This is a genomic window from Vibrio sp. 1CM23M (assembly GCF_023161755.1).
Lineage (GTDB): Bacteria > Pseudomonadota > Gammaproteobacteria > Enterobacterales > Vibrionaceae > Vibrio > Vibrio coralliirubri.
Genome location: NZ_JALNTR010000004.1, coordinates 281,310 through 298,057 on the forward strand (window position 1 = coordinate 281,310; position 16,748 = coordinate 298,057).

Here is a 16,748-nt window from a genome sequence, read left to right on the forward strand (position 1 = left end):
AGCAGATTTATCCATCTAAACCTGCCTTACATCAATTCCGTCATTCACAATTCTTCATAAAATGCTCGCTTCAACTTAATTCTACTGGTAGTGAGCAAATGGAACTCTTATGCCCAGCGGGTAACTTACCTGCTTTGAAAACCGCTATTGATTGTGGTGCGGATGCTGTCTATATCGGATTCAAAGACGATACCAATGCCCGACACTTTGCAGGCCTAAACTTTGCGGGTAAAAAGCTCGATCGTGCTGTGCAGTATGTGCATGACCACAACAAGAAAATTCATGTTGCCCTAAACACGTTTGCTCACCCAAATGGCTTCGACCGTTGGACCAATGCCGTAGACAACGCCGCTGCACTGGGTGTTGATGCACTGATCATCGCAGACATCGCGGTACTTGAGTACGCAGCAAATAAGTATCCAGATCTAGAACTGCACCTATCAGTGCAAGCATCTGCGACCAATGCAGCAGCTATTGACTTCTACCATAAAAATTTCAACGTTAAGCGTGTCGTACTGCCGCGTGTGTTGTCGATTCATCAGGTCAAACAGCTTTCTCGTAATATCACTTCTGACGTTGACCTTGAAGTATTCGCTTTTGGTAGCTTGTGCATCATGGCGGAAGGTCGTTGCTACCTCTCTTCATACATGACAGGCGAATCACCCAATACTGTTGGTGCTTGTTCTCCGGCGAAATACGTTCGCTGGCAAGAAACAGAAACTGGCCTCGAGTCTCGCTTGAACGAAATTCTTATCGATAAATATGAAGCAGGTGAAAACGCAGGTTACCCAACGCTGTGTAAAGGCCGCTTTGAAGCAGAGATCGACGGTGAACGTAAGCGTTATCACGCACTTGAAGAGCCAACCAGCCTCAACACGCTATCTATGTTACCTGAGCTTTTCGCAGCAAACGTTGCCTCAGTGAAGATTGAAGGTCGCCAACGCAGCCCTGCTTATGTTGAACAAGTCACTCGCACGTGGCGCGCAGCTATCGATCGCTACTTAGCGAACCCAGAACAATACCAAGTGGAACAAGCTTGGAATGCGACACTGGCGAATGTATCGGAAGGTACACAAACCACGCTTGGCGCTTATCACCGTAAATGGCAATAGAGCCAAATGGAGAACTCAATGAAATACGCATTAGGCCCTCTACTTTATTTTTGGCCAAAACAAGACGTTGAAAGCTTCTATGAGCAAGCGAAATCAAGCTCTGCCGACATCATCTACTTAGGTGAAGCTGTGTGTTCAAAGCGTCGTGAGATGAAAGCAAAACACTGGATGGATATTGCCAAAGAGCTGTCTGCTTCAGGTAAACAAGTGGTCCTCTCGACCATGGCATTGCTCGAAGCACCAAGCGAAGTCAACATCATGAAGAAGTACATCGATAATGGTGACTTTGCGATCGAAGCCAATGATGTGTCTGCAATTCAACTGGCTAGCGAAAGCAAAGTACCTTTCGTGGTTGGCCCTGCAGTAAACACCTACAACGCACGCACCCTGAACCTGTTCTTGAAACAAGGTATGACGCGTTGGTGTATGCCGGTTGAGCTTTCTCGCGAATGGCTAAGCAACGTAATGACCCAGTGCGAAGAGCTCAATATTCGTAACAAGTTCGAAGTTGAAGTGTTTAGCCACGGCTACCTGCCGCTTGCTTACTCGGCACGCTGCTTTACCGCTCGCGCTGAAAACAAAGCTAAAGACGATTGCGAAACCTGCTGTATCAAGTACCCAACAGGGCTACAAGTAGAAAGCCAAGAAGGCCAATCAGTATTCAACCTTAATGGTATCCAGACGCAATCAGGCTACTGCTACAACCTAGTCAATGATTTGCCAAACATGCACGACCTGGTTGATGTGGTTCGTTTAAGCCCACTCGGTATCGATACCTTCTCTGAAATCAACAACTTCAGAGCGAACGAGCAAGGTCAAAAACCGATGAAGATTGAAAGCCGCCAGTGTAATGGTTACTGGCATCAGCTTGCAGGTTTAGACGTTAAGAACATCTAGTTCCTAGCATTGAACTAACCAGAAACAGATACAAAAAAGGTCTAGCGTTCGCTAGACCTTTTTAATTCGACTTAAGAAACGCGACCTATGCCGTCGCGGTTTCCATCGGTGAAGCATCGAGCTTCTTTATATCTTTGTAGAGCATTACCATCACCACCACACTTAGTGCGATGTTAGACAGTGGGTACGCAATCCAGATCCCCGGCACACCATACAACTTAGGCATAATGTACAAGAACGGCAGTTGGATAAGCATGTTACCTATCGTCACAAACATCGCCTTGCTGCCCTTGTTCACTGCTTGATAGTAAGCACCCGCTACTACCAAGAAGCCATCCAGCGCCAGTGCAAACATGTGAAGTCGAATACCCAGCACGGTGTACTCAACTAGCTGAGGTTCGTCTGAGTTAAATACTGACACAAACTCACGTGGGAACGCGTTCAGAAGCAGCACGAACGCCACACCAATCAATACCGAACTCATCATCGCAATCTTAAGTAACTTACGGATGTTCGCTTGGTTACGCGCACCATGGTTGTAGCTCACCAATGGTTGCATGCCGTTGGCGATACCTTCAGCCGTGAGATAATAAACCGTCACGATATAGCCCAAAATCGCGTACGCACCAATCATCAACTGGTCGCCATATTGAGAGAACAACGCATTGTGCAGCGCCACCATCATCGAACCATAAGCGTACATAAAGAAGCTTGATGTACCAATAGCGAAGATTTGTGGAATCACATCCAGCTTCAGTCTCAACTCATTCCAACGTAAACGTAGGTTTGCTCGACGTGAGAAGAAATAAGCCAAGCCAAGGCCCGTTACCACAAACTGGGCAATCGCTGTTGCTAATGCTGCGCCCATCAACTCCCAGCCATACAGCGCGATAAACAGGTAATCGAGTACGATGTTAATTACTGCACCAACAATCATCAGTATCGTCGCTAAGTTCGGGCTGTCATCGTTACGCAGTAAAAACGGCATCGCGATCGAACCTAACGTGAAGACACTGGCACCAATCAGAATGTGTAAGTACTGCAGGCCAAGTTCATACACTCGCCCTTCAGCGCCCTGCCAAAGTAAGAAGTTATCAGCAAACAAAAACAGCAATGCAGAGACAATAGGCGTTATCGCTAACAACAAGGTTAAGCCCGTTGCTAAGATCTGCTTAGCGCCTTGAGTATCTTTTTCACCTTGGCGAATCGAAACAAGCGCACCTGTACCCACACCCACCAACATACCAATACCAAGAATCGAACCAATCACAGGCCACGCAACATTGATACCTGCAAGTCCATCAGCCCCCACATAGCGGCCAATGAAGATGCCATCCACCACTTGGTACAGCCCATTAACCAACATGGCCGCCACGGTAGGGATTGTGTATCGCCAAAATTGACGACTAATTGAGTTACTCATTTCTTACTCTACTTTCATTTGTGAGTCGCATATCAACAAGATATGACTCGAAAAATTAGTTAACAAGGCTAACTAAATATCTAAATATTTACTTCAAAGCTTTATTTAATAATAGGTTTAGCTGCTGAGATTCTTGCTCAGACAAACGACTTTCCAGTATCTGTGCCATGACCTGATAGATCTTACTTTCTTCTTCCAAGCCCACTTCAGCTTTACTGGTCAGTACGACCAACTTAGACCTCGCATCTTCGAGCGAAGCTTTACGCTCAACAAGTCCCTTTCTCTCTAACCTTTGAACCATAGTGGTTGCTGAAGGCTTGGTTACTTGCATTTCAATCGCCAGATCAGTCAATCGAATCGGTTCAGGAGAGGCTTGAATGACCTTTAAATAGTCATACTCATTGAAGCTCAATTGGCAAATAGGATCTTCATTTACCTGAGTGCGCCATATCTTAGAGGCGAAGCGCTCAATCTTTTCTAAATTCTGGTTCAGCATACTCACCTAATCAAAGAATAGCATTTAGTTAGCAAGGCTAACTATTTTAGTGCTGTTTAAATAAAAAGCAATCAAAATGAGATGAAGATCGTAAAAATGCGCATAAAAAAACCGCTGACTGGCAGCGGCTTTTCGGAATCAAAATGTGTTGCTTACTTAGCGTTAGCTTCTTCTTCGGCCTCAGCCAGCTTAACTTGCGCTAAGTGCTCAGCTTTAAGCGTGGTGAAGATACGGCTTAACTCTAAGAAAGAGTAACGGTGTTCTACGTATTCATACACGTTAAAAGAAACCGCTAACTTGTACAAAGAGATCGCATTCGCGTAGTCACCATTCATATGGTAACGCTTAGCAAGATAGAAGTACGTCTCTGTTAGGCGCTGCGCAAGTAACGTGTTGTCACGAGTACCGGTTAAGATCGCTTTGAAAGCCTGCTCTTCAGTAATATCATCAAGCATAATCGCAACTAATACCCAGCCCCACTGCTCATCACGGCTCTCGTAACGTTTTTGTAAATCAAGCTTAGCTTGCTCTGGCGTTAGCTCATGCTGAATGATGTACAACCAAAGAGCGCGAAATGGATCGCTAGGATCATCGGCATAGTGCTTCATCATCTCTTCATTGGCTAAGTCGTAACGCTCGCCATAGTAAAGCGCGATAGAGCGGTTTCTTTCTGCGTAAGAGTTTGCAGGATCAAGCTCTAACGTAGAATCAAAAGATTCATAAGCCGCATCAAACTCCCCTACCTGCGTAAAGTAAACACCCAAAAGATTGAAGATATCAGGTTGAGCAGGGTTCAATGAAAGAGATTGGTTGAAGTCGAGACGCGCAAGATCACGCAGGCCAACACTGTCGTAGTAGTTACCACGTTCAAACAGCATCTTAGCTCGAACTTCATCGTTCAAATCTGGGCGCTGTAATAACTGACTAAGACGTGCAATTTGAACTTCTTGCTGAACGCTTGGTTGCAGTGGCACAGCCATCGGTGGATAAACCCAACGTGAGGTGTTATCTGATGTTGTCGCACAACCTGTTAGTACAAGCAGTAAACACATACTCGCGGTTTGAAACCATTTCACAAATAATTACTCCTGTTATGACCGCAATAAAAAAGGGGAGCGATATGCTCCCCTTTATAACATGCTTTGTTGACGATAGGTTAGAAATCACTAAAAAGCGATATCACCATCGACACACTGAGAATTACTCAGCAGCAGGTGCTTCGCCTTCAGCTGGCGTTTCAACTGCTTCTTTCATGCTTAGACGTACACGGCCTTGACGGTCAATTTCAAGAACCTTAACAGGAACTTCTTGACCTTCAGTTAGGTAGTCAGATACTTTCTCAACGCGCTTGTCAGCGATTTGAGAGATGTGTACTAGACCATCTTTACCTGGAAGGATAGTAACGAATGCACCGAAGTCAGCTAGACGAGCAACTTTACCTTGGTAAATGCGGCCAACTTCAACTTCAGCTGTGATCTCTTCGATACGACGGATAGCTTCTTTAGCAGCTGCGCCTTCAGTAGCAGCAATCTTGATTGTGCCATCGTCTTCGATTTCGATTGTAGTACCAGTTTCTTCACAAAGAGCACGGATAACTGCGCCGCCTTTACCGATAACATCTTTGATCTTATCAGAGCTGATTTTCATTGTGTGGATACGTGGAGCGAATTCAGAGATATCTTCACGAGCACCAGAGATAGCTTCATCCATTACAGAAAGGATGTGCTTACGTGCACCTTGCGCTTGGTTAAGTGCAATTTGCATGATCTCTTTAGTGATACCTTCGATCTTGATGTCCATTTGAAGTGCAGTGATACCAGCGTTAGTACCTGCTACTTTAAAGTCCATGTCACCTAGGTGATCTTCGTCGCCAAGGATGTCAGAAAGAACAACGAAATCGTCGCCTTCTTTAACAAGACCCATTGCGATACCCGCAACAGAAGCTTTGATTGGAACACCAGCATCCATAAGAGCTAGAGATGTACCACATACAGAAGCCATTGAAGAAGAACCGTTAGATTCTGTGATTTCCGATACAACACGAACTGTGTATGGGAATTCTTCAACAGAAGGCATTACTGCTTGGATACCACGTTTAGCAAGCTTACCGTGACCAATTTCACGACGCTTAGGAGAACCAACGAAACCAGTTTCACCTACACAGTATGGAGGGAAGTTGTAGTGTAGAAGGAAGTTGTCTTTCTTCTCACCCATTAGGCTGTCGATGATTTGAGCATCACGTTGTGTGCCAAGCGTTGCAGTAACAAGTGCTTGAGTTTCACCACGAGTGAATAGAGAAGAACCGTGTGTACGTGGAAGAACACCAGTACGTACGTCTAGCGCACGAACCATGTCTTTTTCACGGCCATCGATACGTGGGTTGCCAGCGATGATGCGGCTACGTACTACGTTTTTCTCTAGAGAACCAAGCATGCCGCGGATTTCGCGCTCATCTAGGTTTTCGTCTTGTGCAATTAGAGCTTCAACAACGTCGTTCTTGATTGCGCCAACTTGCTCGTAACGAGCCATTTTCTCAGTGATCTGGTACGCGTCAGATAGACGAGTTTCAGCAAGTTCAGCAACTTGAGCTTTAAGCTCAGTGTTAACTGCTGGTGCTTCCCAGTTCCAAGATGGAGTTGCAACTTCAGCAGCAAACTCGTTGATTGCTTTGATTACAACTTGTTGTTGGTCGTGACCGTAAACAACAGCTGAAAGCATTTCTTCTTCAGATAGGTTATCTGCTTCAGATTCAACCATAAGTACTGCGCCTTCTGTACCAGACACAACTAGGTCTAGTTTAGAGTTTTCAAGCTCAGTATTTGATGGGTTAAGAACAAGTTCGCCGTCGATGTGACCAACACGTGCAGCACCGATAGGACCATTGAATGGAGCACCAGAGATAGCAAGTGCAGCAGACGTTGCGATCATAGTGATCATGTCTGGGTTTACGTCAGGGTTGATAGAAACAACCGTAGCGATAACTTGAACTTCGTTTTTAAACGCACTTGGGAAAAGTGGACGAATTGGACGGTCAATCAGACGAGCTGTTAGTGTTTCGCCTTCAGATGGACGACCTTCACGCTTGAAGAAACCACCAGGGATTTTACCCGCAGCGTATGTACGCTCTTGGTAGTTTACTGTTAGTGGGAAGAAGTCTTGACCTGCAACTGCTTCTTTCTTAGCAACAACAGAAACGAATACTGATGTATCGTCCATAGTCGCCATTACAGCAGCAGTAGCTTGACGTGCAATTACGCCCGTTTCTAGAGTAACGGTGTGGTTACCGTACTGGAACGATTTTACAACTGGTTTTTCAAACATTGTATATCCTTAGCTCTAAAGTCAGACTTTAGATTAAGTGAATAATGACCCAAGACATTACCAATCGCGACTAGTGAAAAGGGACTTAGGATGGTGACTCTTTGTATGTGTTCATACGCCGAATTAGGACCAAATCCGCCTTTGAATAGTCGCGACCTATTGGCCGACATCTGTGACTGTAATCTCTTGAGAGGTTGATTGCCAAACGCTGAAAACGCTATAGGCGGGCGTAGTATAAACTATTTTTATTAGGAGATATATTTCCTATCAGAAAAAGCCAGATGATATTCTGAGCATCCGGTCTAGCATTTTCTTACAGGCACAAAAAAAGGAGCATAAATGCTCCTTTTCTTCAAACTGTCTTTGCAGACATCGCTATTAGCGACGTAGGCCTAGACGCTTGATTAGGTCTTGGTAACGAGCAAGGTTTTTGCCTTTCAAGTAATCAAGAAGCTTACGACGGCTAGAAACCATACGTAGTAGACCACGACGGCTGTGGTGATCGTGTTTGTGCGCTTTGAAGTGACCTTGTAGGTGGTTGATAGAAGCAGTAAGTAGTGCTACTTGTACTTCTGGTGAACCTGTGTCGCCTTCAGATTGTGCGTATTCTGCAACGATTGCTGCTTTAGTTTCTGCATTCAGAGACATAATTCTCTCCTGATAAGAGTAAGTTTATATTTGTAGCAGCCAATCTCTGATTCAGCCGCTACGCGAGCCGAGGATTATAGGGAAGTTTGTCAGTTGGTGCAATAACAATCGAACCCATTAAAAACGAAAAAAGCGAACCACCTAAATTAGGCGTTCGCTTTCTGTCTTATTTGCTCGCTTTTCACGACTCAGCGCCAAGATCAGACACTATGTAAGCGCTAAGCTTGTGGCTCTTCATCTCTGAAAACAACCAAACGCTTCGGTGCAACTCGGCCATCTTCAGCAATCTGAGCAACGCCGACAAACAGCTTCTCTTCGCCACTTGTCATACGAACCGTGCCTTCCGTTGGCGCACCAGCAACCTGAACTGGCATACCGTGCTGAACTAGGTCAGTCAGTTCCGCGTTCAGGTTTACTTCTGGTAAGTCTTCAACGGCAGTGTCCATTGGCATCAGCAGAGGATCAAGCAGCTCTTTCGGGGCAATTTCTTGCGCCTGTGCTTGCTCTAGGATCTCATTTAACTGCTCCAAAGTCACCATACGCTCGTATGGGTACTTCGCGACACCTGTACGACGAAGCATAGTCACGTGAGCACCACAACCTAGCATCTCACCAAGATCGTCGGTAATTGTGCGGATGTATGTGCCTTTCGAACAATGCACTTCCATTTCAACTTCATCACCTTCAAAGCGAAGCAGTTCAATAGAGTACACAGTGATCTTACGAGACTCACGAGGAACCTCGATACCTGCACGTGCGTACTCGTACAAAGGCTTACCTTGATACTTCAATGCCGAAAACATTGATGGTATCTGATCGGTTTCCCCCTTGAAGCTCGCAATGCAACGCTCAAGCTGTTCTTGAGTCACGTTAACATCACGTGTCTCTACCACTTCACCATCAGAGTCAGAGGTATTGGTACGCTCACCAAGCTTAGCGATAACAACGTAGCGCTTATCAGAATCTAGAAGAAACTGAGAGAACTTCGTTGCTTCACCAAGACAAATTGGCAGCATGCCAGTCGCAAGAGGATCCAGAGCACCGGTGTGCCCTGCCTTCTCTGCAAAGTAAATACGCTTTACTTTTTGCAGTGCATCATTAGACGAAATGCCAGTCGGCTTATCTAATAGAATTACCCCGTTGATAGGGCGACCTTTACGACGGCGAGCCATTACTCTTCGCCCTTAGACTGAGTTTCGTCAGTGCGGCCAGCTTCTTCTTGCTTACGCTTATCATCGTTCAGAACTTCACTTACTAGGTTAGACATACGCATGCCTTCTACTAGTGTGTTGTCGTAAGTAAAACGAACTTCAGGCGTTAGACGGTGGCGAATACGCTTACCAAGAGCCATACGAACTGGCACTTCATGCTCTTTAAGAGCTTTAAGACATGATTCAGGAGTTTGCTCACCAACACACAGGAAAGTCACGAACACTTTTGCGTAAGCAAGGTCACGAGACACTTCTACGTCTGAGATAGTTACCATACCAATACGTGAGTCACGAACTTCACGTTGTAGGATAAGCGCAAGCTCTTTTTGAAGCTGCTGAGACACACGTTGTGTGCGGCTAAATTCTTTTGACATTTTCTTTTCTCACTTAGAAAGATGGGGGGCTTGGTAATTACCAGCCCCCCATGGTGTATTCAACAACCGATTACTTATTACCTTTACTAGTAATGTTAGTAACCTTAGTCAATATGTCGAGTCGTACAGACTGATTAGTCTAGAGTACGTTTAACCTCAACGATTTCGAATACTTCGATCTGGTCACCAACGCGAACGTCGTTGTAGTTCTTAACGCCGACACCACACTCGTAACCGTTCTTAACTTCTTGTACGTCATCTTTAAAGCGACGAAGTGACTCTAGTTCACCTTCGTAGATAACAACGTTTTCACGAAGTACACGGATTGGGTTGCTACGCTTAATCGTACCTTCAGTAACGATACAACCAGCGATTGCACCAAGTTTAGGCGACTTAAATACGTCACGAACTTGTGCAAGACCAATGATCTCTTGACGGAATTCAGGAGCAAGCATACCGCCCATCGCCTGTTTAACTTCGTCAATCAGTTGGTAAATGATTGAGTAGTAACGTAGGTCTAGGTTTTCGTTCTGAACCGTGTTACGCGCAGTTGCGTCAGCACGAACGTTGAAACCAAGGATGATAGCGTTAGAAGCTGCAGCAAGAGTTGCATCAGTTTCAGTAATACCACCAACACCAGAACCTACGATGTTCACTTTAACTTCGTCAGTAGACAGTTTCAGTAGAGAGTCAGCAATCGCTTCTACAGAACCTTGAACGTCAGCTTTAAGTACAACGTTAAGCTCAGCAACTTCGCCAGCCGTCATGTTCGCGAACATGTTCTCTAGTTTCGCTTTTTGTTGGCGAGCTAGTTTAACATCACGGAATTTACCTTGACGGTAGTTCGCAACTTCACGTGCTTTACGCTCATCACGTACAACAGTCGCTTCGTCACCTGATGCAGGTACGCCAGAAAGACCTAGAATTTCTACAGGGATAGATGGACCTGCAGTTTCAATGTCTCTGCCGTTCTCATCGCGCATTGCACGAACACGGCCGTACTCTTGACCACAAAGAACGATGTCGCCTTTGTTTAGAGTACCAGACTGTACTAGTACTGTTGCAACTGGACCGCGACCTTTATCAAGACGAGATTCAACAACAACACCAGACGCCATGCCTTCTTTAACCGCTGTAAGTTCAAGAACTTCAGACTGAAGAAGGATTGCTTCTAGAAGACCATCGATGTTTGTGCCCTGTTTAGCAGAGATGTGAACGAAGATGTTCTCACCGCCCCATTCTTCAGGGATAACGTCGTATTGAGCTAGCTCATTCTTAACGTTGTCTGGGTTTGCACCCTCTTTATCGATCTTGTTCACAGCAACAATCAGAGGAACGCCTGCCGCTTTCGCGTGCTGGATTGCTTCGATTGTTTGTGGCATTACGCCATCGTCTGCTGCAACTACAAGTACAACGATATCTGTCGCTTGAGCACCACGAGCACGCATAGCTGTAAACGCCGCGTGTCCAGGAGTATCAAGGAAAGTGATCATGCCGTTGTCAGTATCTACGTGGTAAGCACCAATGTGCTGCGTGATACCGCCAGCTTCGCCAGAAGCAACGTGTGCTTTACGAATGTAATCAAGTGTTGAAGTTTTACCGTGGTCAACGTGACCCATGATAGTAACAACAGGAGCACGACCTTCAGCGATAGCATCGCTATCACGGTCAGCTAGTACTGCTTCTTCAAGTTCGTTTTCTTTACGTAGGATTACCTTGTGACCCATTTCTTCAGCAACAAGTTGTGCTGTTTCTTGGTCGATCACTTGGTTGATAGTCGCCATAGCGCCCATCTTCATCATTACTTTGATAACTTCAGTTGCTTTAACTGACATTTTGCTAGCCAGTTCAGAAACAACGATAGTTTCGCCGATAGCAACGTCAGATTTAGCAACAGTTGCTGACTTATCGAAGCCTTGCTGCATTGAAGTTGGTTTAGCAAGCTTACCTTTACCGCCACGACCACGTTGGTTACGACCACCACGGTTGTTTGCAGGTTGGTTAGCAGGAGCTGCTTTCTTCTTGCGACGACGAGGTGCTTTCTCATCTTTTTTATCTGCCGCATCTTCAGCTTCACGAGCGTAAGTAGAAGTAGTCACATGGTAATCCGCAGATTTCTCTTGCTCTTTCTTCTTCTTCTCTTCTTCAGACCAACGTTCTTGGTTCTCTTCTGCTAACTTACGAGCTTCTTCAACAAGCTTAGCTGCTTCAGCTTCTGCTTTACGAGTTGCTTCTAGCTCTTGACGAGCTTTAAGTTCATCCGCTTCTTTTTTCGCTTGTGCGTTAGCGTCTGCATTTTTTGAATTCATGTCTTTTTTAGCCTTTTCAGCTTGTGCGCGTTGAGCCTTCTCTTCAGCTTCACGTTTTGCATCCGCTTCACGTGTTACTTTTTCTTCGGCTTCGCGCTGTGCTTTCTCTGCAGCATCACGTTTCGCTTGCTCTTCAGCATCGCGTTGTGCTTTCTCTTCCGCTTCACGATTAGCTACTTCCTCAGCTTCACGTTTCGCTTCATCTTCAATAGTGCTGCGCTTCACGTAAGTACGCTTTTTACGTACCTCTACTTGAACATCCTTACTCTTACCGCCTCCAGCGGCAACACTTAGCGTGCTGCGGGTCTTGCGTTGAAGAGTTAAACGAGTCGGTTCTGTTTCGCCTGAAGTATCGCCGTGCTCCTTTTTAAGGTGCGTTAGCAATGTTTGCTTCTCTGAATCAGTCACTTGATCCGACCCTGCTTTCTTCATGCCTGCATCAGCAAGTTGTTCAATTAAGCGGTCAACTGGCGTACCAATCTCTTCACTCAGTGCTTTAACTGTTAATTGTGTCATACCGCTTTCTCTCCTTGCTGAATTATTCTTCGTCGCCGAACCAACAGATGTTACGCGCAGCCATAATTAGCTCGCCTGCACGCTCTGCAGTTAGGTCTTCGATGCCTTCTAGTTCATCAACGCCTTGGTCAGCTAGGTCTTCCAATGTCGCAACGCCTTTTGCTGCTAGCTTGTAAGCCATTTCACGCTCAAGACCTTCAAGTGCAAGTAAGTCTTCAGCAGGCTCAACACCGTCGAAAGTTTCTTCTTTCGCTAGCGCTAGAGTAGTCAGTGCGTCTTTTGCGCGGTTACGTAGTTCTTCAACGATACCTTCGTCTAGACCGTCTACTTCAAGAAGCTCGTTCACAGGAACGTATGCTACTTCTTCAAGCGTAGAGAAGCCTTCTTCAACAAGCATTTGAGCAAAGTCTTCTTCAATGTCTAGGTGCTTCATGAAGTTTTCAATAGAAGCAACTGCTTCTTCTTGGTGCTTCTTCTCAAGATCAGCAACAGTCATTACGTTCAGTTCCCAACCAGTAAGTTGAGACGCTAGACGTACGTTTTGACCGCTACGGCCAATCGCTTGTGCTAGGTTATCCGCTTCAACAGCGATATCCATAGAGTGTGCGTCTTCATCAACGATGATTGAAGCAACATCAGCAGGAGCCATTGCGTTGATTACGAATTGAGCCGGGTTATCATCCCAAAGAACGATATCAATACGCTCACCACCAAGATCGTTAGAAACAGCTTGTACACGTGCGCCACGCATACCAACACACGCACCAACTGGGTCAATACGTTTGTCGTTTGTTTTCACAGCGATTTTAGCACGAGAACCAGCGTCACGTGCAGCACCTTTAAGTTCAATTAGCTCTTCACCAATCTCAGGCACTTCAACACGGAATAGTTCAGCTAGCATTTCTGGCTTCGAACGAGTAACGAAAAGCTGGAAACCACGAGCTTCTGGTTTAACTGCGTAAAGAAGACCACGAACACGGTCACCTGGACGGAAGTTTTCACGAGGAAGTTGGTCATCGCGAAGGATTACCGCTTCAGCGTTGTTACCTAGGTCTAGGATAATAGTGTCACGGTTAACTTTCTTAACTGCGCCAGTTACTAGCTCGCCTTCGTTATCGATGAACTGCTCAACGATTTGAGCGCGTTCAGCTTCACGTACTTTCTGTACGATAACTTGCTTAGCCGTTTGAGTCGTAATACGGTCAAACGTTACTGATTCGATATCATCTTCAATGAAACCGCCAAGTTCGATCTCTGGGTCATCGTACTTTGCAGCTTCAATAGAGATTTCTTTTGTTGGGAATTCAACTTCCTCAACAGCTTCCCAACGACGGAAAGTTTCGAAATCACCCGTTTTACGGTCAATCTCAACACGAACTTCAATTTCTAGTTCGCTTTTCTTTTTTGTTGCCGTTGCAAGCGCGATTTCAAGCGCTTCAAAAATACGCTCACGAGGAACTGCTTTCTCATTTGAAACAGCTTCTACTACCGCCAAAATTTCTTTGTTCATTAATCTAGCCTCTTAAGCTCTTCTCTCTAGGAGAACTAAAATTTAGGGATCAGGTTAGCTTTCGCAATATTGCTCAGGACGAATTCTTCTTCTTGTCCTTCAACCAATACTTTCACTGTCTCACCTTCGATAGATTGGATATCACCTTTCCATTTACGACGGTTGCCGACAGCCATTTTCAAAACGATGCTTACCTCGTGACCAATAAATTGTTGGTAATGCTCTGCTTTGAACAGTGGTCTCTCTAAACCTGGTGAAGACACTTCAAGGTTATAAGCCACTGAAATTGGATCTTCAACGTCCATTACGGCACTTACTTGGTGACTAACTTCAGCGCAATCATCTACATTGATACCGTTTGGTGAATCGATGTAAATACGTAGCGTTGAGTGCTCACCAGCACGAATAAATTCTAATCCAACTAACTCATAACCTGATGCTGCTACTGGAGCGTCAAGCATTTCAGTAAGTTGTCTTTCTAAACCAGTCATTTAACCACTCCAGAAACAAAAAAAGGGCTCAAAGCCCAATTTAAATTCCAAGCAAACATTATCTAAATACATTTACAAATGCTTAGATAACAAAAAACCCCGTATAAGCCGGGGTTTTTGTTGCTGGACCCTTATATGTTAAGTGCCATCACATTCGATATCGCACTTAACTCACAGTGAGGTTCACACTGTGCAAACTTGCTACCAATACAAGCTATATAATAGCATTGAAATTGGTTGCGGGAGCCGGATTTGAACCGACGACCTTCGGGTTATGAGCCCGACGAGCTACCAAACTGCTCCATCCCGCGTCCGACTTGCGAGCATTATACGCCCAACAAGATGTTTTACAAGTTTGTAAACATGGTGCCGAGAGAGGGACTCGAACCCTCACACCCTAAGGCACTAGCACCTCATGCTAGCGTGTCTACCAATTTCACCATCTCGGCATCAAATCTTTGCAGATTATTGTGGAATTTCGTCGCCTTGCGCCGGAACTTCACTCACTGCATCATCAGCTTGTTGAATTACCTGACCTTGGGTCGGGTCAATCCACTGTGACTCAGTTTTATGTGTAGACATATTACCAAGCACTAAGCTAAGGATAAAAAATGTAGTTGCAAAAATTGCAGTCATTCGGGTAAGGAAATTTCCTGAGCCACCAGCACCAAACACAGTGTTTGAAGCGCCAGCACCGAAAGAGGCTCCCATATCTGCGCCTTTACCTTGTTGAATCAACACTAGGCCAATTACACCAAGCGCTGCCAACAGGTAAATCACAAGTAGAACTGTAAACATTTTTCCACCTATGTTCCTAATTGTTGAGCCAGCGCCGTTCAAAAAAACATTTTTAAGAACAAGGCTAGCGACCTCCTAACTGAAGGCCGAGCAATACTAGCGAATGCGACGATGGCTGACAAGGAGAATTTGCTAAAAAATAAGCCTTTACCAAGTGAATGGTCAAAAAAAGGTCAAAAGCGACACAAAACTCATTTACGTCTCTTTTGACCGTTATATCTCTTGACCTTTCTATAAGTCAATCACTTCAAATCACAGGCGCTATTCACTACGCCTATTCAGTCAAAGGTTAAATTAGCAGTTTGCTTTTACTGCATCAGCAATCTTAAGTGCAGATGCTTGAACAAGATCGGCATCTTCACCTTCAACCATCACACGTAGCAATGGCTCAGTACCAGATTTACGTAATAGCACACGACCTTTTTCACCAAGCTCAGCTTCTACTTCAACAACCGCTGCTTTCACTGCTTCTGCTTCTAATGGATTTGAATCACCGCTGAAACGAACATTTTCCAAAACTTGAGGGTATAGAGTCATACCTTGCGAAAGCTCGTTCAGTGTCATTTCACTGTCTACAACCGAAGCCAAAACTTGCAGCGCAGCAACGATAGCATCACCAGTTGTCACTTTATCCAGTAGGATAACGTGACCCGAGTTTTCAGCGCCGATCTTCCAACCTTTAGCCAGAAGTTGTTCCATCACGTAACGGTCACCTACAGCGGCACGTACAAATGGAATGCCTAACTGCTTAAGGCCGTTTTCCATGCCCAGGTTCGTCATTAGTGTACCAACAACACCACCTTTTAGCTCACCACGACGCAATGCATCACGTGCAATGATGTAAGCGATTTGGTCACCATCAACTTTGTTGCCTAGCTCATCAACCATGATGATACGGTCACCATCACCATCAAAGCCAAGGCCTAATGCCGCTTTTTCTTCAAGCACTTTTGCTTGCAGAGCACGTACATCCGTCGCACCGACTTCGTGGTTGATGTTAGTACCGTTTGGCTCAACACCAATCGCAATAACTTCAGCACCCAGCTCTTTAAATACAGCAGGCGCAATGTGGTAAGTCGCACCATGTGCACAATCGACAACAATCTTCATTCCTGCAAGCGTCATCTGATTTGGGAATGTGCTCTTACAGAATTCAATGTAACGGCCAGCGGCATCGTTCAAACGTACCGCTTTTCCAAGCTCGAATGAGTCAACACATTCGATTTCTTTATCCAGTTCAGCTTCAATCGCTAACTCGATATCGTCCGGCAATTTTGTACCTTCAGAAGAGAAGAACTTAATGCCGTTATCGTAATAAGGGTTATGCGATGCAGAGATAACAATCCCCGCTTCTGCGCGGAATGTCTGTGTTAGGTAAGCAACCGCAGGTGTTGGCATTGGACCCGTAAATGTAGCTTGAAGGCCAGCAGCAGCAAGGCCTGCTTCTAAAGCTGATTCAAGCATGTAGCCAGAGATACGAGTATCTTTACCAATGATCACTTTCTTTGTGCCCTGCTTTGCAAGAACACGACCCGCAGCCCAGCCAAGCTTCAGAACAAAATCAGGTGTAATCGGGTACTGGCCTACTTTGCCACGCACACCATCTGTGCCGAAGTAACGTCTTTTATCAGACATGTTGATT

The 16,748-nt window shown here is 45.4% G+C and carries 14 protein-coding genes and 2 tRNA genes; 2 read left to right on the forward strand and 14 right to left on the reverse strand.

Going from position 1 to position 16,748, the window contains the following annotated elements:
- Positions 1-98: 98 nt before the first annotated feature.
- Positions 99-1,112: a peptidase U32 family protein gene (locus tag MSG35_RS15515; protein WP_017068227.1), complete on the forward strand. Its 1,014-nt coding sequence runs from the start codon at positions 99-101 to the stop codon at positions 1,110-1,112.
- An 18-nt stretch (positions 1,113-1,130) separates the two neighbouring features.
- Positions 1,131-2,009: a U32 family peptidase gene (locus MSG35_RS15520; RefSeq protein WP_017059237.1), complete on the forward strand. Its 879-nt coding sequence runs from the start codon at positions 1,131-1,133 to the stop codon at positions 2,007-2,009.
- Positions 2,010-2,094: 85 nt separating this feature from the next.
- On the opposite strand, the gene MSG35_RS15525 is transcribed toward MSG35_RS15520, so the two are convergent.
- The 14 genes from MSG35_RS15525 to glmM form a co-directional block, all read right to left on the reverse strand.
- Positions 2,095-3,432: an MATE family efflux transporter gene (locus tag MSG35_RS15525; RefSeq protein ID WP_248384489.1), complete on the reverse strand. Its 1,338-nt coding sequence runs from the start codon at positions 3,430-3,432 to the stop codon at positions 2,095-2,097.
- A gap of 88 nt (positions 3,433-3,520) precedes the next feature.
- The gene (locus MSG35_RS15530; RefSeq protein WP_017056675.1) at positions 3,521-3,928 is read right to left on the reverse strand and encodes a MarR family transcriptional regulator; all 408 of its coding nucleotides are present in this window, start codon (positions 3,926-3,928) and stop codon (positions 3,521-3,523) included.
- Positions 3,929-4,080: 152 nt separating this feature from the next.
- A complete protein-coding gene (gene nlpI, locus MSG35_RS15535) occupies positions 4,081-5,004 on the reverse strand; it encodes a lipoprotein NlpI (RefSeq protein ID WP_048605659.1) in 924 nt (307 codons plus the stop codon).
- Positions 5,005-5,128: 124 nt separating this feature from the next.
- Positions 5,129-7,249 (reverse strand): polyribonucleotide nucleotidyltransferase, encoded by a 2,121-nt coding sequence (gene pnp / locus MSG35_RS15540; RefSeq protein WP_019819855.1) that lies wholly within the window; start codon positions 7,247-7,249, stop codon positions 5,129-5,131.
- A gap of 378 nt (positions 7,250-7,627) precedes the next feature.
- Positions 7,628-7,897, reverse strand: a complete 270-nt coding sequence (gene rpsO / locus MSG35_RS15545; RefSeq protein WP_010436144.1) for a 30S ribosomal protein S15 — start codon at positions 7,895-7,897, stop codon at positions 7,628-7,630.
- A gap of 218 nt (positions 7,898-8,115) precedes the next feature.
- Positions 8,116-9,069 (reverse strand): tRNA pseudouridine(55) synthase TruB, encoded by a 954-nt coding sequence (gene truB, locus MSG35_RS15550; RefSeq protein ID WP_017059233.1) that lies wholly within the window; start codon positions 9,067-9,069, stop codon positions 8,116-8,118.
- Positions 9,069-9,482, reverse strand: a complete 414-nt coding sequence (rbfA, locus tag MSG35_RS15555) for a 30S ribosome-binding factor RbfA (protein WP_017065964.1) — start codon at positions 9,480-9,482, stop codon at positions 9,069-9,071. Before rbfA ends, truB begins: the two co-directional genes overlap by 1 nt.
- Positions 9,483-9,616: 134 nt before the next feature.
- Positions 9,617-12,307, reverse strand: a complete 2,691-nt coding sequence (infB, locus tag MSG35_RS15560; protein WP_048605664.1) for a translation initiation factor IF-2 — start codon at positions 12,305-12,307, stop codon at positions 9,617-9,619.
- Between the two features lie 22 nt (positions 12,308-12,329).
- Entirely contained in the window at positions 12,330-13,817 is a 1,488-nt protein-coding gene (gene nusA, locus MSG35_RS15565; RefSeq protein WP_017059230.1) for a transcription termination factor NusA, read from the reverse strand.
- 35 nt (positions 13,818-13,852) lie between these two features.
- The gene (gene rimP, locus MSG35_RS15570; protein WP_004738265.1) at positions 13,853-14,308 is read right to left on the reverse strand and encodes a ribosome maturation factor RimP; all 456 of its coding nucleotides are present in this window, start codon (positions 14,306-14,308) and stop codon (positions 13,853-13,855) included.
- 234 nt (positions 14,309-14,542) lie between these two features.
- Positions 14,543-14,619 (reverse strand) — tRNA-Met (locus tag MSG35_RS15575).
- Positions 14,620-14,672: 53 nt separating this feature from the next.
- Positions 14,673-14,757: transfer RNA gene (locus MSG35_RS15580), tRNA-Leu, on the reverse strand.
- 16 nt (positions 14,758-14,773) lie between these two features.
- Positions 14,774-15,106 carry a preprotein translocase subunit SecG gene (secG, locus tag MSG35_RS15585; RefSeq protein WP_017059392.1) on the reverse strand — a complete coding sequence of 111 codons (333 nt, stop codon included), beginning with the start codon at positions 15,104-15,106 and terminating at the stop codon, positions 14,774-14,776.
- A 294-nt stretch (positions 15,107-15,400) separates the two neighbouring features.
- Entirely contained in the window at positions 15,401-16,741 is a 1,341-nt protein-coding gene (gene glmM / locus MSG35_RS15590) for a phosphoglucosamine mutase (protein WP_248384490.1), read from the reverse strand.
- Between the last annotated feature and the right edge of the window lie 7 nt (positions 16,742-16,748).